At 39.7% G+C, this 17867-nt stretch carries 19 protein-coding genes and 2 pseudogenes; 7 read left to right on the top strand and 14 right to left on the bottom strand.

Annotated elements, in window-relative coordinates:
• Positions 1–346: 346 nt before the first annotated feature.
• The 3 genes from adeR to JOC74_RS07640 all read left to right on the top strand — a co-directional run bounded on the left by adeR (position 347) and on the right by JOC74_RS07640 (position 3205).
• Positions 347–1576 (top strand): sporulation transcriptional activator AdeR, encoded by a 1230-nt coding sequence (gene adeR, locus JOC74_RS07630; RefSeq protein WP_053604014.1) that lies wholly within the window; start codon positions 347–349, stop codon positions 1574–1576.
• 129 nt (positions 1577–1705) lie between these two features.
• A complete protein-coding gene (gene ald, locus JOC74_RS07635; RefSeq protein WP_053604015.1) occupies positions 1706–2830 on the top strand; it encodes an alanine dehydrogenase in 1125 nt (374 codons plus the stop codon).
• 225 nt (positions 2831–3055) lie between these two features.
• Positions 3056–3205: a hypothetical protein gene (locus JOC74_RS07640; RefSeq protein ID WP_158320303.1), complete on the top strand. Its 150-nt coding sequence runs from the start codon at positions 3056–3058 to the stop codon at positions 3203–3205.
• 144 nt (positions 3206–3349) lie between these two features.
• Here JOC74_RS07640 and JOC74_RS07645 read toward each other — a convergent pair.
• Positions 3350–4848: pseudogene (locus JOC74_RS07645) on the bottom strand (leucyl aminopeptidase).
• Positions 4849–5030: 182 nt separating this feature from the next.
• Here JOC74_RS07645 and JOC74_RS07650 point away from each other — a divergent pair.
• Positions 5031–5507 (top strand): divergent PAP2 family protein, encoded by a 477-nt coding sequence (locus tag JOC74_RS07650; RefSeq protein ID WP_053604017.1) that lies wholly within the window; start codon positions 5031–5033, stop codon positions 5505–5507.
• 75 nt (positions 5508–5582) lie between these two features.
• On the opposite strand, the gene spsC is transcribed toward JOC74_RS07650, so the two are convergent.
• The 4 genes from spsC to JOC74_RS07670 form a co-directional block, all read right to left on the bottom strand.
• Positions 5583–6260, bottom strand: a complete 678-nt coding sequence (gene spsC / locus JOC74_RS07655; protein ID WP_053604018.1) for a stationary phase survival protein SpsC — start codon at positions 6258–6260, stop codon at positions 5583–5585.
• A gap of 106 nt (positions 6261–6366) precedes the next feature.
• Positions 6367–6687: a YuiB family protein gene (locus JOC74_RS07660; protein ID WP_053604019.1), complete on the bottom strand. Its 321-nt coding sequence runs from the start codon at positions 6685–6687 to the stop codon at positions 6367–6369.
• Positions 6688–6750: 63 nt separating this feature from the next.
• Entirely contained in the window at positions 6751–6876 is a 126-nt protein-coding gene (locus JOC74_RS07665; RefSeq protein ID WP_158320304.1) for a YuiA family protein, read from the bottom strand.
• Positions 6877–7147: 271 nt separating this feature from the next.
• Complete coding sequence (locus tag JOC74_RS07670; RefSeq protein ID WP_192841149.1) at positions 7148–8368, bottom strand: NAD(P)/FAD-dependent oxidoreductase; 1221 nt, start codon at positions 8366–8368, stop codon at positions 7148–7150.
• Between the two features lie 312 nt (positions 8369–8680).
• On the opposite strand from JOC74_RS07670, the gene yumC reads away from it, so the two are divergent.
• Positions 8681–9679 (top strand): ferredoxin--NADP reductase 2, encoded by a 999-nt coding sequence (gene yumC / locus JOC74_RS07675; RefSeq protein ID WP_053604021.1) that lies wholly within the window; start codon positions 8681–8683, stop codon positions 9677–9679.
• 43 nt (positions 9680–9722) lie between these two features.
• On the opposite strand, the gene JOC74_RS07680 is transcribed toward yumC, so the two are convergent.
• The 4 genes from JOC74_RS07680 to JOC74_RS07695 all read right to left on the bottom strand — a co-directional run bounded on the left by JOC74_RS07680 (position 9723) and on the right by JOC74_RS07695 (position 11988).
• The gene (locus JOC74_RS07680; protein WP_053604022.1) at positions 9723–9926 is read right to left on the bottom strand and encodes a hypothetical protein; all 204 of its coding nucleotides are present in this window, start codon (positions 9924–9926) and stop codon (positions 9723–9725) included.
• A gap of 241 nt (positions 9927–10167) precedes the next feature.
• Complete coding sequence (locus JOC74_RS07685) at positions 10168–10530, bottom strand: HesB/IscA family protein (protein ID WP_053604023.1); 363 nt, start codon at positions 10528–10530, stop codon at positions 10168–10170.
• Positions 10531–10603: 73 nt separating this feature from the next.
• The gene (dapF, locus tag JOC74_RS07690; RefSeq protein WP_053604024.1) at positions 10604–11458 is read right to left on the bottom strand and encodes a diaminopimelate epimerase; all 855 of its coding nucleotides are present in this window, start codon (positions 11456–11458) and stop codon (positions 10604–10606) included.
• 293 nt (positions 11459–11751) lie between these two features.
• Entirely contained in the window at positions 11752–11988 is a 237-nt protein-coding gene (locus JOC74_RS07695; RefSeq protein ID WP_098945237.1) for a YuzB family protein, read from the bottom strand.
• Between the two features lie 235 nt (positions 11989–12223).
• On the opposite strand from JOC74_RS07695, the gene JOC74_RS07700 reads away from it, so the two are divergent.
• A complete protein-coding gene (locus JOC74_RS07700) occupies positions 12224–13291 on the top strand; it encodes an NAD(P)/FAD-dependent oxidoreductase (RefSeq protein ID WP_053606099.1) in 1068 nt (355 codons plus the stop codon).
• A 175-nt stretch (positions 13292–13466) separates the two neighbouring features.
• Here the strand turns inward: JOC74_RS07700 and JOC74_RS07705 are convergent, their stop codons facing one another.
• The 5 genes from JOC74_RS07705 to JOC74_RS07725 all read right to left on the bottom strand — a co-directional run bounded on the left by JOC74_RS07705 (position 13467) and on the right by JOC74_RS07725 (position 17416).
• Positions 13467–13757, bottom strand: a complete 291-nt coding sequence (locus JOC74_RS07705; protein ID WP_053604025.1) for a hypothetical protein — start codon at positions 13755–13757, stop codon at positions 13467–13469.
• A gap of 142 nt (positions 13758–13899) precedes the next feature.
• Entirely contained in the window at positions 13900–14223 is a 324-nt protein-coding gene (locus JOC74_RS07710; RefSeq protein ID WP_053604026.1) for a YuzD family protein, read from the bottom strand.
• Between the two features lie 4 nt (positions 14224–14227).
• Positions 14228–16159, bottom strand: a complete 1932-nt coding sequence (locus JOC74_RS07715; RefSeq protein ID WP_053604027.1) for a DUF6449 domain-containing protein — start codon at positions 16157–16159, stop codon at positions 14228–14230.
• Complete coding sequence (locus JOC74_RS07720; RefSeq protein WP_053604028.1) at positions 16134–17033, bottom strand: ABC transporter ATP-binding protein; 900 nt, start codon at positions 17031–17033, stop codon at positions 16134–16136. The genes JOC74_RS07715 and JOC74_RS07720 overlap by 26 nt, the downstream gene beginning before the upstream one ends.
• Complete coding sequence (locus tag JOC74_RS07725) at positions 17030–17416, bottom strand: GntR family transcriptional regulator (protein WP_053604029.1); 387 nt, start codon at positions 17414–17416, stop codon at positions 17030–17032. Before JOC74_RS07725 ends, JOC74_RS07720 begins: the two co-directional genes overlap by 4 nt.
• A gap of 81 nt (positions 17417–17497) precedes the next feature.
• Here JOC74_RS07725 and JOC74_RS07730 point away from each other — a divergent pair.
• Positions 17498–17836 (top strand): annotated as a pseudogene (locus JOC74_RS07730) (NifU family protein).
• The last annotated feature ends 31 nt before the right edge of the window (positions 17837–17867 follow it).

The following is a 17867-nucleotide window of genomic DNA, read 5'->3' on the forward strand; positions in this document are numbered from 1 at the left end:
ATGGTTATAATTAACAATACGTCTTTATTATAAAAACATGTCGAAAAGCCAGTCAAACTAATATGTTTTATTTCTTAAAAATAAGTATTTTAGATTAGTTAATTATGAAAATATTTGTGATTATTTTCATATAATAGGTAATATAGCATATGTTTTACCGAAGTAATTTTCGAAGAAATTCCCACTTTTTTTGTTTCTATTTTTCATAAACTTACTATTTATTAGTCTAATTTATTATTTTTATTGTTTTACCTTCTTACTTTCTTCATAATATATATAAAATCAGATGTATCAGCTTCTGCAGGTACTTCCTGATGTTTAATATCTTTAATAAGCGGTGAATGTCATGGACAAAAGCTACGATCCCTTCAAATACAGCTCAGACAGTCTTGAAGATGTTGCTGAGCAGATCAGCGATGTTCTCAAATGTCCGATCACAATCGAAGACGTCAATCACAGATTGCTTGCATACAGCACCCATAGCGACTCCACAGATCCCGCAAGAATTTCAACTATTATCGGAAGAAGAGTTCCTGAGAAAGTCATTCACAGCCTTTGGAAGGATGGCACCATTCCTGCCTTGCTTAAGAGCCAAGAACCGATCCATGTAAAAAACATTAAAGAGGTGGGTCTGGGCAATCGGGTCGCTATATCCATTTGGAAAAACAACGAGGTGCTTGGATTTATTTGGGCACAGGAAATTAATAAGTCACTTACTTCCAATGAATTGGACCTATTAAAAAAAGCAGCCAATGCCGTTCAAAATAAATTGCTTTATTTACAAAAAGGGAAGATGAAGAAGGAAGAACGAGAGCAAGAGTTTTTTTGGAAACTCTTGACCGGCAATACCCTTCGGCACGATGATATGGCAGATGGCTTTTATCAATTGAACAAGACGATGCCTCCGATCTATTCTGTTGTTTTGTTCAGATTTACAAAACCAATTACGGAAAAAATGGAGAAGCAGCTAAACTATTTACTAGAAACGACGCAGCTTGTACACATTTGTTTAGTGACGATCGATTATAATGAACTAATACTATTGGTATCTCCAAAAGAAGAACAGCCTTTGAATCAAATTAAGCAATTTTTAAGAGTCATGGAAAAACAAATGATGCAAAGGTACAATATAGAACATTTTGCAATGAGCATTGGCGGTATTTACAGCGATATCTCATCTGTTCATATCGCCTATAAGGAAGCACTGGCTGTATTAAAGGTAAAGGAGCGCTATTTATCCGATGCAGAACACCTGATGAGCTTTTCTGAATTAGGTATCTATCAATATCTTGACGTACTTGCAGAAAAACGAAAGCATAACAGGTCTCCGAACTATCCCTTATCTCAGCTGGAGAAATATGATAATGAGCATCATTCAAACCTAATTGAAACCCTTGAAACCTTTATTGATTCAGACAGTAACGTCAAAACCGCAGCAAAACAGCTTAATGTTCATGTCAATACGCTGAACTACCGATTGAAACGCATACAAGAGATTACAGGGTTAGACCTAAAAAATGTAAATGAAAAATTTTCGATTTTACTAGAGATTAAGATCCGAAACATGGGTTTGTGAAATTTCACAAATCCATGTTTTTTATTTTTTTATTTCGAACAAAGAAATTACGATATAAAAGAGATAAACTATAAATAACTAAAGTTTCAGAAAATTAACCTGGAAATAATAACAAGGAGGATCAATAGCATGATAATAGGCGTTCCAAAAGAAATTAAAAACAACGAAAACAGAGTTGCGCTTACACCTGGAAGTGCTTCACAATTAATTGCATCAGGTCATCGTGTACTGGTTGAGCAGGACGCGGGCCTTGGAAGCGGATTTGATAATGCGGATTACATGTCTGTAGGAGCTGAGATCATTACAGAAGCAAAATCAGTTTGGGATTCTTCTGAAATGATTTTGAAAGTAAAAGAACCTCTGCAAGAGGAGTATGTATACTTTCGGGAGAATTTAATTTTATTTACTTACCTTCATCTGGCTGCAGAGCCATCCTTAGCGAAGGCGTTAAAAGAAAAAGGTGTTACTGCGATTGCTTATGAAACTGTCAGCGATGGCCGTTCACTGCCGCTGCTTACGCCAATGTCCGAGGTGGCCGGAAGAATGGCAGCACAAATCGGTGCGCAATTTTTAGAAAAGCCAAAAGGCGGCCGCGGAATATTGCTTGGAGGAGTCCCTGGGGTAGCAAGAGGAAAAGTGACAATTATCGGCGGTGGTGTCGTTGGAACAAACGCAGCAAAAACAGCCGTTGGACTCGGTGCCGACGTTACAATGATCGATCTTAATGCGGATCGTCTCCGCCAGCTGGATGATATTTTCGGCCATCAAATAAAAACGCTTATGTCCAACCCTGTGAATATTGCCGACAGTGTGGCAGAAGCTGATTTGTTAATCTGTGCCGTCTTAATTCCGGGAGCAAAAGCACCAACCCTCGTAACGGAAGAAATGGTTAAGCAAATGAAACAAGGTTCTGTGATTGTAGATGTGGCCATTGATCAAGGCGGCATTGTTGAAACAGTCGATCACATCACTACCCATGATCAGCCAACCTATGAAAAGCACGGCATCCTTCATTACGCTGTAGCCAATATGCCAGGTGCCGTTCCAAGAACATCAACCGTGGCATTGACGAATGTGACTATTCCGTATGCATTACAAATTGCAAATAAAGGAGTTAAGAATGCCATAAATGAAAACGCGGCTTTGAAATCAGGCGTCAATGTAATGAACGGAGAAATCACTTACCAAGCAGTAGCCAGAGATCTCGGATACAACTACGTCCCGGTTGATGATGCTGTTAAAAGCTTTGTATAATTGCTAAAGACAAGCGTTTCATTAGATCATTCTATTGAAACGCTTTTTTGGCTTGCCTCTGCCCGGGCAAAAAACGATGGCCGGAATAATATATTACTAGATTTTTTTATAGTATGGTTGATTAATATGACAAAATCCGCTACAATTTTACAAGCATAAACTAATATACTGGATAATTTTTGTGATCAGTATTATATGATTGGCCATGTAAGGGGGCAAAACGATATGGCAACAGCAATTCGAATTCAACGCTATTTTTTATCCGAATACGATCGAGAAAAGCTTGAGGAAAAGGTTGCAAAAGAAAAGCCTGAATTGGAAAAATATATCCTTGAAATGGATGATGAACAATTAACCGAACTTGCGTCAAGGTAAAGAGATTCGCTCTTTCCTTTTTCTTATATGATTAAAAAAACTGCGCGGAAATAGCGCAGTTTTTTTATCTTCAAAGCGAAGCGCAGAAGGATATTCCAATCGGGCAGGTAGAGTCTCAACCAGTTTCCCCTTGTTAAAACGAGTTCATTGAAGCTTCTCAAACCTTTCTACAAAAGAAGCGAGCGTTCTTGCCATGACACCGGTTCCCCCTGCAGGACCTAAGGATGATCCGTTTTTTGTTGTCGCAGTACCTGCAATATCAAGATGCACCCAAGGAGTCTTCTCAGCAAATTCCCCGATAAAGGTTCCGGCCATAATGGCATGCCCCTCTCTGCCCGGTGAATTATTCAAATCGGCCATCAGACTGTTTTTTACTCGTTTCTTATCCTTCTCCGTAATCGGCAATTGCCAGATCGGCTCACCACAATCTTCAGATACAGACACAATTTGCTGGAAAAGCTTCTGGCTATTTGTCATCGCTCCCGTTATCTCCGTTCCTAAGGCGACAACCACTCCTCCTGTCAACGTAGCTACATCTATAAGCACTGAAGCCCCATGCTGCTTTGCATAAGTAATTCCATCAGCTAACACAAGCCGTCCTTCAGCATCGGTATTTAATATTTCAACCGTTTTCCCGCTTAACGTAACAATCACGTCATCAGGCTTCATCGCACTAGAAGAGATCATATTATCTGTCGAAGGAATGACAGCCACAACATTTTGTTCTGGCTTTAATTCTCCGATGATTTCCATAGCACCAAGGACAGAGGCTGCTCCTCCCATATCAGATTTCATCCCGACAATGCCGTCCCTCGGTTTTATGCTGTATCCACCCGTGTCAAAGGTAATTCTTTTCCAACGAGACCGATAACATCATCCCACGTTTCTTTTCCTTGGTACTTCAATACAATCATTTTAGGAGGCTCGCTTGACCCTTGATTGACCGCAAGCAAACCGCCCATGCCAAGCTCCTCAAGTTCTTTTTTATCCAAAACCTCATAATCGAAATGATATTTATTAGCAAGATTAATTGCATAGTCTGCTAAATCGGCTGCAGTCAGTAAATTTCCTGGAAGGTTCACAAGAGTTCTCGCGGAATTGGCACCTTTCCCGTACACGCTTCCTACTTCCAAGCTTGCTTGGATTTCATTGAGATCCAGATCTGTATGTACAAATACGTTTTCGATTGGTTTTTCCGGTTCATTTGACTTTTGTTTATAATTCTGAATCGTGTATGTAGACCTATGAAAGGTTTCAGACAAAGCATGTGCAGCTTCTTCACCACTTACGTTCCCGGAAAGAAAGCTGTCCAGCGCCATCGTCAGTGACTGGCTATTCTTATCCTTTTGCAGCAGCCGGAATACAAGCGAAAAAGCATCGATCGTATCTTGATAAGAATAATCTGCTTCTCTCCCAAGCCCGACAAAATAAATCCGCTTGGTTTCAGTGAGCCCCGGTGTAAACAGTTTGGAGGTACTCCCCCTTTTGGAGGTAATATCGCCATCCTTTAACAGGCCGGTAATTTGACCATCCAGCAGCTCATCCAGCTGCTTTGCCTTACCTGCCAATTGGCTCTTTTGAAATAAACCGATAACCAATGTTTCTTGGCCTTCGTGTTGAGTATCATTTATTGCATAAAACATTTGGAATCACTCCTTTAGTTTATAAGGAAGAATGGTATAATAAAAATGATAAATCAGCATGGATTTTTGCTGCTTTCTGTTTATTTTACCAGTTCCTATTATAGGTGACCAATTCGTATGATTTTTCAGGTGCAGCAAGTTAATTATTAAATGATATATAGAGAAAGGATGTACGAAAGCATTTGGAATTATTGACAAATTTCCCTCTAGTAGCAAGCCTGGTCGCGATACTATTCGCGCAATTCGTAAAGGTGCCCATTCAATTTATTGCCACAAGAAAAATTGACTGGAAGCTGGTCACCAGTACAGGAGGAATGCCGAGCTCCCATTCAGCTGCTGTAACAGCCTTAACAACCGGGGTTGCAATCGAGCAGGGGCTTAATTCTCCATTATTTGCTGTGGCGACTATTTTTGCCGTCATAACGATGTTTGACGCGACAGGTGTAAGAAGGCACGCCGGTGAACAAGCAACCGCAATTAATAAATTAATCTTTGACTTCAACAGATTTGTCAGTGAAGCAAAGGATTTTCCTAATGCTGGAGAAGATGAAAAGCAAAAGAAATTAAAAGAATTATTAGGGCATCAGCCGATCGAAGTTTTTTTTGGAGGGTTAACCGGAATCGCCTTGGCACTTATATTAAATTTTTATTTTAACTAAAGTGATTCCTTAGCGCGAAACGGGCAGCTATCCCCTTTTTTGGGGATGACTGCCCGTAAAATCATAAGATAATCTTTATTTCTTTTCAATTTTGTTTTGGTCTCTTAACACTTGTAAAGTTTTATCTTCGTTCAGCCGTGTTAATGTCTCTTCATCCAATTTACCGCTTCCTTTTCTTACAACAATTACATCGACAGTTTTTTTGCCCCATTTGTCATAAACGTCATCCACCGTTTCAAAGTAAAGGTCAAGACGATGTCCCTTGATTGCTGAACCGGTATCTGCAACTACTCCGTAGCCGTAGCCTGGAATGAAAAGAATCGTCCCTATCGGAAAAATGGATGGGTCAGCAGCTACCGTTGAAAATATATCCCTTTTTACTTTTACCCCTGAGTATGTAATGCCATATTGAGGGTGATTGGTATTCTTCCCAGTCGATTCAACTCCTGCTGTATATCCCGTCGCTACGACTTTCTGCTTGGGATACTTACTCAAGTCAAAAGCTTCGAGCTTTTTTGATGCCGCTTTAGCGTCTTCTTGAGCAGCGAATACTTGCGTTTCTGCAGCTTCCCCTGTGTTAAATTTTTTAAACATGATTCCCACTTGCTTAATAGATAGCTCCTGCTGTTCTTTTATCCATTTTGATAAATCCTTGGCTTCTACCCCAGATACGGCAAAGAAAGTCGTCATTGCGGCCAAAAGAAACAAACTGAGCATCATTGTCCGTTTTGCTAATTGAATTGTATTTTTCATTTTTTCTCTCCTCCCATCTACTATTCGTTTCCAGATAAGAGAAAAAATATTCAAAAAATACACATCACAGTGAAATACAAAAAAACCTTCTTCAAACTGAAGAAAGCTAAAACATTTGATATCCCCTTTTTCTCAACGACTTTATAGCTATCCCTGACATGACAGCTCCGATCAGTCCGCTCGTTAATATTAATACGTCCGCTGCGGCTAATGATCCAAATTTCACAATAAGATTTGGAAAAGATTCTAACGGTGTCCGCACGAAATCAATCAGCTTTTGATCATTAATAATGAATGCGCATACAATTGGATAGATAAGAGCCATAATCCACGACATTCTGAGCAGCATATTTAGTAAAAAGCCAATTCCAAAAAATAACACAAAAAATAAAACGACTGAAATCAGTACAACCGGTAAACTAATCACTTTTCTTCTCCCTCCCCACGTTAAGTGTACACAGAAGGCATAATGGGAGTCAATGTACTGTGATTAATGAATTTCACCGGTGCCCTTGCAATGATTACACGTTTCAGATCCGCCAAGCAGGAGCTGAAAATATCCGTTCCCAGAACAGTAAATACATGGTTTTGATTCAGACTTTGAATTTGATTTCATAATTACTCCTCTTATTAGAATTTTCTGATAATATATCATACTCTCGCTTTCTGAACAAAGTTAGAAAATGTAACATTAAATCTCATGAGAGCGCAAACATATATGATTTTCTCCTTCGTTCTTATATTTTCTTAGATTTTTGTGATTTTGTGATGCTGGTTATTGTTATAATATCTTTTCTATTTCAGCACAGATTTTTCAAGACTCTTGCCTCAAGCGAAGAAATTAAGGTTTACTTAAATAAAAAAAGCCTGCGGAAATGCAGACTTTTTTAGAAAAATTTAAATTTCCCTTTTTTAAGAACAAGCCCTGGACCGCCAACTAAAAATAGCGACCGGTTGTCGATGACTTTTTTCATAATAGAAGCTTTTGTCCCTGTTAAATTCTTGCCGTAGACAACACCAACTGCATTGTGTTCGCCTAACGATGCAACGGTTCCCTTAATATCCGGCGTAAATTCCTCCAGATTGTCTTGGCCGCGAATCAGCCTTCCAATATTTTTTGCGCAAGTCACCCCTTGCTGCATAGCAATTTGGGCCGTTGGCGGATATGGCCGGTTATTTTCTTCATTTATAATTAAAGAGCAATCCCCAATAATGAATACGTCATCGTGCCCCTCGACAAGAAGATGAGGGTTTACCTTCACACGGCCACGGTTATTTTCAAACCCTGCCTCTTCCACAATACTGTTCCCGCGGACTCCGGCAGCCCAGACGACTGTGCCAGCTTTAATTTCTTCCTGCTTATCATCTTTGCTGACGATAATTCCATCCGGGGTGCATTCTTTAATCGCCGTTCCAATTTTAAATTCTACCCCTTTGCCTTCTAAATAGTTAACTGCATAATCAACAAGGCCTGGATCAAAACCAGGAAGAACTGTAGGAGCTGCTTCAACGCAAATGATTCGGACATTTTTTTGGTCAATATCGTATTCTCGGCAGAGCTCTGGAACACGATTGCAAAGCTCTCCTAAAAATTCAATTCCTGTAAAACCTGCTCCTCCTACAATAATGGATAATCGCTCTTTCTTTTTTTCTGCGTCATTGTTGAAAGTGGCGAATTGATATTCAATATGCTCACGAAGCTGCCTTGCGCCGTTAATATTTGAAATAGAGAAAGCGTATTCTTTTAAACCCGCAATTCCAAAGGTTTCAGGCATAGCTCCAAGAGCAATCACAAGGTAATCATACTCAAGCTCTCCGTTTGATAAGGTTACTTTCTTTTCGTTGATATTGATTCCGGTTACCGTATCCTGCACAAAATTGATCCGGGAAGTATTGATTACGCTTTTAATTTCATAACGGCACCGATCGTGATGAAGCGTACCAGCACACGCTTCATGGAGCCATGTTGTTTCATAATGGTAATTGTGTTTATTAACCAAAGTAATTTCCGCTTCATTTACACCTACATGCTTTGTCAGGCGTGTAACAGTCATTAATCCGCCGTAACCGGCACCTAATACCACAACTTTGGGTTTTTTCAAAGGGATCACATCCACCTTTACGTAATTTATTGTCTAGATGTTTTGATTACTTATATCTTCCACGACTTAATAATATTTTATGAATAATTAGGATGAAAACTTTGTTAAAAACTTCACTTTAAAAATTGTGCAATGATTATTATGAGAAATTAGTATACAGCTACCTTTCCATCATATCCATTTCTGTTTCGATTATCAAGATCATTTAAACACTGTGATTCCCAGCTTTTTAAGTGCTTCCAATAGTTATCTCTGTAGTCTTTAAAAGCTCTATGTGTTATTATTAAGAATAATTATCAATTACAGGAGGCTTTTTTCATGCGTGAAGATACAAAGATATATGACATTACAATTATCGGGGGAGGACCGGTCGGCCTATTTACCGCGTTTTATGGCGGAATGAGGCAGGCAAGCGTTAAAATTATCGAAAGCTTGCCTCAGCTTGGCGGACAGCTATCTGCGCTTTATCCCGAAAAATATATATATGATGTAGCAGGCTTTCCTAAAATCAGTGCCCAGAATCTCGTTAACAACTTAAAGGAACAAATGGAGAAATTCGAGCAAACAGTGTGCTTGGATCAAGCGGTAGAAACTGTGGAAAAGCAAGCAGACGGTGTGTTCAAGCTAGTGACGAACGAAGAAACCCACTATACAAAAACCATTATCATTACAGCTGGAAACGGTGCGTTCAAACCACGTAAATTAGAGCTGGAAAATGCAGAGCAATTTGAAAAAACAAATCTGCATTACTTCGTAGATGACATGAACAAGTTTGCCGGCCGTCGAGTAGCCGTTTTGGGCGGTGGTGATTCTGCAGTTGATTGGGCGCTTATGCTTGAACCTATTGCAAAAGAGGTATCAATTATTCACAGACGCGATAAATTCCGTGCTCATGAGCATAGTGTAGAAAACCTGCACAATAGCAAAGTGAACGTGCTTACTCCGTTTGTTCCTTCTGAAATCGTTGGCACTGATACGATCGAACAGCTAGTGATTGAAGAGGTGAAAGGAGAACGCAAGGAAGTTCTTGATGTAGATGATGTCATTTGTAACTTTGGATTTATCTCTTCCCTCGGTCCAATTAAGAGCTGGGGCTTAAATATTGAAAAGAATTCTATTGTTGTGGACAGCACGATGAAAACCAATATTGATGGCATCTATGCGGCTGGTGATATTTGCACTTACGAAGGAAAGGTGAAACTCATTGCTAGCGGTTTTGGCGAAGCGCCAACTGCCGTTAATAATGCCAAAGCCTATATGGATCCGAAAGCGCGCGTACAGCCGCTTCACAGCACAAGCCTTTTTGATAATAAGTAATACGAAAAGAACCGGCTAACAACCGGTTCTCTTTCTGTTTTGTCTAAAAAATGCCTATATATGCATTAAGTACTCCAAGAATCATTGCGATCAGCAATATAACTACAATACTTGCTACAATCAAAATGATACGATCCTTGATTTTTTCCGGTTTCGGGAGAGGATTCTCACAGCCGCATTCCGGACAAACGGATGAGCGATATGGGATCAAGGCATTGCATTTTCTGCAGTTTATTTTTTCTTCCATTGGTTTACCTCATTTCGGTGTCAGCGTACGACAGACGCCTCGACTGCATACGTACAGATCGAGATCATCTTATCAATGTATACCTTGTCTCATGTTAATCAACCTGCTCTTATATTTCAAGCAAGATCAAGTATTGAGGAAAAAGTCGAAGCGCCTCTTACGTTATACGTCAAGAAGCGCATTAAAAGACATGAGTTTATTTGATTTGCCCCTTCTTAGCTGCCAGCAACCTGCTAAGAACCTAACACTCTTCCGGTGTACCTTCGTTTTTCGCCGTCCTGAATGAGGAGCCACATCCACAGGAAGCGATCGCATTTGGATTGTCGATGGTGAATCCGCCGCCCATCATCGATTGTTTGTAATCAATAATTGTTCCGGTCATGATGTCCATGCTCTCATTGTCGACAAGAACAGTGATCCCGTGTTGATCAAATTTTGTATCATTTTCATTTTTTTCGTGTTCAAAGCCCATGCCGTAGGAAAGTCCGCTGCAGCCTCCTCCTTTGACTCCGACTCTCAAAAAAGCATTTTCTTCTTCATGCTCTTTCATCATATCTTTTATGTGAAAAGCTGCTGCTTCGGTAATCGTTACAGGTGTATTCATCACGTATTCCTCCTTATCTTTCGTTAGTTTTATTATACCAATATCGTCTCAATTCTTAAAATGGTTCGATCGCCTACCCGAAATAGGTTCCTTCACAAATGGTTTCTGCCGGTCCGGTCATGTACACATGGCCGTTTTCATGCCAGTTAATAACTAAATCTCCTCCTGCAAGATGAACCGTGACATCTGTTCCTTGCTTCGTAAATTCATTCAATACGGATGATACGACAGCGGCACACGCCCCTGTTCCGCAAGCCTGAGTGATTCCAGATCCCCTTTCCCACACTCTGAAATGCAGTTCTCTTTCATTTTCCACTTCAACAAACTCTACGTTAACGCCTTCAGGAAACATTGGGTCCTTCTCGATTACCGGGCCAAGCGTCGTAAGCGGTGCTTCACTTATATCACTCAAGTAAAACACAATGTGAGGGTTTCCCATGGACACGGCTGTTCCTTTTAATTCGGTGTTGTTAAACGAAAGTGATTCATTGATCGTTATTGAATTAGAATTTCCCAGCATAGGAAGATCGCCCTTTTTCAAATGGGGCTCTCCCATATCAACGGTAACTGCTGTCACTTTATCATTTTCAAGATGCAGCTCGGCGTATACATTTCCAGATAACGTTTCAATGGAAAATGATTCTTCTGTTACCAGTTTATTTTCATATGCGTATTTGGCAACACACCTTAGTCCGTTTCCGCAGTTTTTTCCTTCAGATCCGTCACTGTTAAAAATGCGCATTTTGACTGAGGCTGTCTCGGAAGGGCAGATCAATATCATTCCGTCCGAGCCTATTCCTGTATATACATTCGATACTTTAATTGCTAATTCTTTCAATTGTTCCTCAGGAAGGTTTTCCTTAAATTGATTGACATATATATAGTTATTGCCGAGGGCATGCATTTTAGTAAATTGAAAAGAGTTCATTTGTTCCTCCAATATCTTTTCTTTAAGTATAAAAGCGAAAGGAATTGAACACAATGTTTATATCCCCCGTTTTTCATACATAAAAGCTCCCTAGTTCGCTAGGGAGCTTTTATGCTTTTAACTTATATAAACATTTCTGCTACCCGCGGCGCTCAGTAAATTGGAAAGAGTACTTAGCAGCTGCAGCTTTCATCCCAAGCTTTGCAGCAACATGGTGCAGGTCGAAAGCCGCCCAATCCACCAAGCAATATTTCCAGGAAAATTTGCATAGCATTGAGCCAGGGGACAGGCTGTTAAAACATCGGATTCTCTTCAATATGCTTATATATATTTTCAACCAAGCCTTCTGCATCATTGCCAGTAACGACTTCTCCGTTTACTAAAGCAAATAATTTGTCGAGACACATTCCGCAGTAGCTCAAGCACCCGTATTCAACGACATCTATATTTGGGTCCTTTTCCAGTACTTCCAATGCTTTTTGAGAGCCATTGGCCAGGTTGCTCATGCAAAATTCAACAATCGTATACACGATCTATCACCTCACATACACCTTCATCCTACTCTTTTTTTCTATATGCGTCAAAATTTATTTTTTAATTAGTACATTCTATTTTCGTTAATATGTCTTTCTATATACTGGTAAAGAGAGTTATTCGCTGAGAATCATTGTAGTTTATTAACAAATTCGCTATAATTTTAAGGGGAATTTTCTATAGAATCATTATTTTGAACAGATCATGATCTATAAGGGAGAAGGAGATTACATGAAAAACCTGGTCTTGCTTGGCGGGGGCTACGGCAATATGCGTATTCTGCAAAAATTACTGTCGAATCAGTTACCCGATCATATGAAAATAACACTTGTAGACAAAAATCCGTATCACTGTTTGAAAACGGAATATTACGCTCTTGCTGCTGGAACCATTTCAGACCATCATATTCGAGTCACATTTCCTGAACATCCAAAACTTGACCATGTATATGGAGAGATTTCTTCAATTGACCTTAATCAAAAACAGATCCTCTTTACGGACCGCGATTCACTGGACTACGATGAATTAGTGATCGGGCTCGGCTGTGAGGATAAATATCATAACGTGCCAGGCGCAGAAGAATATACATACAGCATTCAAACAATTGACCAATCAAGAAAAGCCTCTCAATCGTTAAATAATTTACACGCTGATGCCACAGTCGCAATCGTAGGAGCGGGGCTTAGCGGTGTAGAGCTGGCGAGTGAATTAAGAGAAAGCCGCAGCGATTTGCGAATTATATTGTTCGACAGAGGAAAATTGATTTTATCCAGCTTCCCAGAACGGTTAAGCAAATATGTTCAAAGCTGGTTTGAAGACCACGGGGTAGAAATTGTCAATCATGCAGATATTACAAAAGTAGAAGACAGTATCGTATACAACCATAATGAACCTATTTCAGCTGATGCGATTGTCTGGACAGCGGGCATTCAACCGAATAGAGTCGTAAGAGAGTTGGATATAGAAAAAGATTGCCATGGAAGAGTTGTGTTATCTCCGCATCATAATATTCCCGGAGATGAAAATGTATATGTCGTAGGTGATTGCGCGAGTCTCCCGCACGCACCAAGCGCACAGCTTGCCGAGGCTCAAGCGGAACAAATTGTGCAAATCATGCAAAAAAGATGGAACAATGAACCATTACCCGATACCTTGCCAAAATTTAAACTAAAGGGAGTCCTCGGCTCTCTCGGAAGAAAAGCAGGATTCGGCCTCGTTGCCGAACGCCCGCTCATCGGAAGAGTACCGCGTCTCTTAAAATCAGGTCTGCTCTGGATGTACAAGCATCATAATGGATAACGGTCATGTTTTTGGATTAAACTCGTTAACTGGTCATAGATAACGAGTTTTTTTGTGTTTTTTAGTGCGGTTTTTGTTAAACTTCCAGGAATATTGCAGAGTATTTTTAAGTTTGCGGGATTTATTTGCAAGATCGCCGATTTTTTTCTATGCCAATCTTGCCGCCATTACCCTTCTACTTTTCCCCAGTGACAACTGTTCCGTTATATATAACTACTCGTTTTCCATTTAAATCAAACAAAATCTTGTTTCCATATTCAGTATCCTGGATGTCGATTTTGCCTTCATATTCTTCGATTAATTTACCGTCATCACTATAAACCTTTACGACTCTTTCTATGCCGCCGGAGTTATTGGACTGAATGGATTTTATCATTCTCTGGCCGGTTGCTGTATTGAAATACCAAATAACGAGTCCGCCAATGACAACCAAGACAATCACTGCACCTATGATTAGTTTTTTCATACCGTTTCAGCTCCTTTTCATAGTGTTACGTATCAATAGATGAAATGTTTCAAAAATAGATACCACGGAAAGATTGGTATTTAACCTGAGGACTGAAAATGTCCTCCCATAAAAAAACAGCAAGGGAGTTTCCCTTGCCGCTTTATTTGGCTGCGTATCCGTGCTTCTCCATTTCACTGAACACATTCTTTAATCGGATGTCGCCTTCTCCAACTACGGTATCTTCCACGAGAACTAATGGATAGAAATACTTTTCATTTCGGACCTGTTCAGCAATGTCCTCTTTTTTTTGATCATTTTGAGGTTCTTGGATATCAACGTATGAGATCGTAAAAGGCTGATCTGGATACTTCCTTTTTAAAGCTGCCTCCAGCCATTCGTACGTTTCCTTTGCTGACGGCATATTCACACAGCTTGCACAGAGAACTTCTGCACCATATACCGATAATTCCACTTGTTTTGACATACGATCATTCTCCCTCGTTTACTTGATCCGTTACTTCTTTAGGGAAAGCTTCCTTGGGCAAGGCACCTTCCCAAACACTTCCGTTAACAAAATTAACTTTCACAAATACGTGTTCTCCGCTGTCTGCTTCACTGTTTTCCAAAGCATTTTTAATGACGCCCTTCTGCGTGACCTCAACCTTATTTGAAATCGAGTCTACATCTATTTCTCTGTCTCGATAGCTTTCATCTGTCACCACGATATTTCGAACCTCTTCAGGTGCCGGGAAAACCTGGACCAGCAGATTTTTTTCATCCAGACAATTTTTCACATGTTCAAAAGAAGAATTCCATGGGATATGAATAGACTCCTGCTCCTTCCTTACAAAAGCGATGTATCCCAAATCATCTCCAGCATGAAGTTCATTATACGTCATACTCATAAGGTCTTTTAAAAGTGTTTCTTTAAGCTCATTAATATCTTCAGAATCCTTAATCGTCAGTTCCGTTTTTTGAGAAAGGAGCCCTCCTATCGTTATTTCCGAGTTAACATTGGCTAACTCCGCGTAACGTTGCTTTTTAAAATCTGTCGTTTCATAAAGCACGCTTAGCTGCGGTACGTACATCTTTTCATTTATACTATAATATCTCTTAAAACGTTTTCCGTCCTTTAATTTATACTCAATAGCAATAAATTGATTGGCATCAAAATCATTCTCATTTTCATTCATCTCTTTTTGATCGATAATCAACCTCTGAAATTCGCGCGTATTAAGAATATATGCTCGATCCTCTGAGAAACCGGCAGATTCCTCTTTATTTTGCCAATTGAAATCATTCTGAAATACTCTTACTCCGGCAATCTCATTTTCCTCCGGCAGTCTTTTCCCGTAGCCAAACGCATCAGTCTCGAAAACGGTAAAAACAATCGCCATTGCGACAGAGAAGCTAATAAATCCAATGAATGTTTTCCAATGAAACACCCGCCAATTTTTTTGCACAAGCATTTCGGAAACAAAGTACCCGACAGCAGCACCGAGAACTGCTCCAAACACATGCCATCCAAAGGAGGATCCGGAGACAGAATAGAAATACGTACTCCCTAACAGAGTCGAACAAAATGTGACCCCGTATTTAAAGATTGGTTTCATAATTTCAAAGGCAATTACTTCTTGAGCGTTTTCAAGTTTTCTATTTTTATAAAGAAACCAGCCTGCAATAAAAAAGAGTATTGTTAATACAATATACACAATGATTAGTAAAGAATTAGACTTATCTTCTTGCATATTGAAATAGGCTAGAAAAGGGACAAGCATTTCAGTATTTATTCCATAGGCAGGATTAAAGCCATACAAAAAGATTTTCATCTGATACAGGATTAATTCATAAAGCCCAAAAGGCAGCAAAATAAAAATAAAGGTGAGAATGGCTTGAAACACAGACATACCTGTAATCATTCCAACTAAAACTGCTGTGGAAAAAAAGAAAAATGAACATAAGATTGCAATACCAGTCCAATACAAAATTTCTGAGTTCTCTACGATAGCGTTCATCAAAGGGTTCGTGTTAATAACTGCAAATAAAACGCCAGTGTTGATCAGAATCGGTACAATCATCATTAATAAGCCGCTGATAATGTGGTTGATGTACAATGATTCTCTTCGAATCGGAAAGCTATGTACAAAATCAGCAGAAGACTCGGATTGAAGATAGCGAAACACCATGACTCCACAGGCGACAGGAACCGTAAACAAAACTAAGACTTCTAACCGATCCGTCATTAATTCTGACAAGCTTTTGAAATCAGATGTTTGAAAATACTTGTTTGAAGCTTTTATGAGCAAAGATACAGGTCCCGTTAGCAATAGACCGATTGTAAATATAATTGCGATCCAGCCGTATTGCCGAAAATCCTGAATGATTATTCCTGGTTTAAAGAAGGATATTTTCGATTTCATAGCCAAAATCCCCCATTTCAAAAATGAATATTTCTTCTAAAGTAAGCGGCAAAAGATCGAACAGCAGCAGGTTTCCTTGCTGGAGCTGTTCTCGTATGTCGTGCTCACTGCCTTTTGCAATGATTAAAAGCACGCTTCCCCGTTTTTCTTTGTGGAGAATGTCCAATCCTTCTACGACGTGTTCCTCCTCAGGATTTTTAAATGCAACTTGAATTTTATGTATATCCGCTTTTAAATCGTCTAAGTCCCTCTCAATCATGAGCTTCCCTTGATGCATGATTCCAACATAATCGCAAAGATCCTCTATTTCACGTAAATTATGCGACGAAATCAAAACCGTAAGCTCCCGATCTGCTACTTCCTGAAATAATAGATTTTTTATTTTTTTTCTCATGACTGGATCAAGCCCGTCAATCGGCTCATCAAGAATCAAGACATCAGGCATGGCCGATAATGCCAGCCAGAATGCAACCTGCCTCTTCATTCCTTTTGAAAGGCGGTGCACTTTCTGTTTCACTTCCAGGCGAAATACCTTCTGAAGCTGAGTGAAGCGCTCATCGCTCCAATTAGGGTACATCCTTTTATAATAAGCGGCACATTGCGCAATCGTATACTGGGGAAAGAAGTAGAGCATGTCAGCAATAAAGACTACTCTTTCTTTAACTGAAGTATTTTCATAAATGCGCTGATTATCAATAGTAATGTCTCCAGATAAAGGACGGTAGATGCCGGCGATCATTTTCATTAAGGAGGTTTTCCCGGCGCCGTTTGATCCTAAAAGGCCATAAATTGATCCTTTTTTTACCGACAAGGACAGGTTGTCTACCGCTCTTTTTTTTCGATAGTTTTTTGAAACGCCTTTTACATCAATCATTCGCTTCCTTCTCCTTTCAACACCTTTTTCGCCTCGAAATATAGCAAATCATAATCGCTGTGTGTCAGCCCATGGAAAATGGCTTCAGCGGTTACCTTCCGGATTTCATTTTTCAATTCAACCAGTTTTTCGACATTTTGCTGTCCGCTGATGGGAGCAACGAAATTGCCTTTGCCTTTAATGGAGTAAATCATTCCCTGATACTCCAGCTCTCTGTATGCTCTTTGAATCGTATTCGGATTCACGGTTAATTCTCCTGAAAGGGAGCGGACGGACGGTAGCCTTTCATCAGTTTTTAATACTCCACTGATGATCAGCTCTTTAATATTTACTACTAGCTGTTCATAGATCGGTTTTCTGCTTTTTAAGTCAAGCTGGAACATATAGCTCCCTCCATCTGTATCAACTGTATTAAACAAATTAATACAGAATTAATCGTAAATGTTTTCTTCTCAAAAGTAAAGATAAAATGTTATAATGAAAAAGATAACCTGGATAACTAACAATAGCTTTTTATTGTTGATCTGAATATAATGGGTTTATAAGAAAGGAGCGACTTAGTTATGTCGGTTGAAATGGATATGAACGAACAAGTGCAAGAGGTTTTAGATAAACTTCGTCCGTTTTTACTTCGTGACGGCGGAGATTGCGAACTTGTAGATGTGGAGGAAGGGGTTGTGAAGCTTCGCCTTTTAGGAGCTTGCGGAAGCTGCCCAAGCTCAACCATTACACTAAAAGCAGGTATTGAACGCGCCTTGCTTGAAGAAGTTCCAGGCGTTGTCGAAGTAGAACAAGTTTTTTAATTTGATCAAGAAAGCTGTCCATTTTCGGACA

This window comes from Bacillus capparidis (assembly GCF_017832095.1).
GTDB classification, from domain to species: Bacteria; Bacillota; Bacilli; order Bacillales; family Bacillaceae; genus Bacillus; species Bacillus gobiensis.

Bases quoted from the DNA above. Each gene is read 5' to 3' on its own strand.
- adeR (WP_053604014.1), top strand. From the start codon at position 347: ATGGACAAAAGCTACGATCCCTTCAAATACAGCTCAGACAGTCTTGAA.
- ald (WP_053604015.1), top strand. From the start codon at position 1,706: ATGATAATAGGCGTTCCAAAAGAAATTAAAAACAACGAAAACAGAGTT.
- JOC74_RS07640 (WP_158320303.1), top strand. From the start codon at position 3,056: ATGGCAACAGCAATTCGAATTCAACGCTATTTTTTATCCGAATACGAT.
- spsC (WP_053604018.1), bottom strand. From the start codon at position 6,260: ATGAAAAATACAATTCAATTAGCAAAACGGACAATGATGCTCAGTTTG.
- JOC74_RS07665 (WP_158320304.1), bottom strand. From the start codon at position 6,876: ATGAAATCAAATTCAAAGTCTGAATCAAAACCATGTATTTACTGTTCT.
- yumC (WP_053604021.1), top strand. From the start codon at position 8,681: ATGCGTGAAGATACAAAGATATATGACATTACAATTATCGGGGGAGGA.
- JOC74_RS07680 (WP_053604022.1), bottom strand. From the start codon at position 9,926: ATGGAAGAAAAAATAAACTGCAGAAAATGCAATGCCTTGATCCCATAT.
- JOC74_RS07685 (WP_053604023.1), bottom strand. From the start codon at position 10,530: ATGAATACACCTGTAACGATTACCGAAGCAGCAGCTTTTCACATAAAA.
- dapF (WP_053604024.1), bottom strand. From the start codon at position 11,458: ATGAACTCTTTTCAATTTACTAAAATGCATGCCCTCGGCAATAACTAT.
- JOC74_RS07700 (WP_053606099.1), top strand. From the start codon at position 12,224: ATGAAAAACCTGGTCTTGCTTGGCGGGGGCTACGGCAATATGCGTATT.
- JOC74_RS07705 (WP_053604025.1), bottom strand. From the start codon at position 13,757: ATGAAAAAACTAATCATAGGTGCAGTGATTGTCTTGGTTGTCATTGGC.
- JOC74_RS07710 (WP_053604026.1), bottom strand. From the start codon at position 14,223: ATGTCAAAACAAGTGGAATTATCGGTATATGGTGCAGAAGTTCTCTGT.
- JOC74_RS07715 (WP_053604027.1), bottom strand. From the start codon at position 16,159: ATGAAATCGAAAATATCCTTCTTTAAACCAGGAATAATCATTCAGGAT.
- JOC74_RS07720 (WP_053604028.1), bottom strand. From the start codon at position 17,033: ATGATTGATGTAAAAGGCGTTTCAAAAAACTATCGAAAAAAAAGAGCG.
- JOC74_RS07725 (WP_053604029.1), bottom strand. From the start codon at position 17,416: ATGTTCCAGCTTGACTTAAAAAGCAGAAAACCGATCTATGAACAGCTA.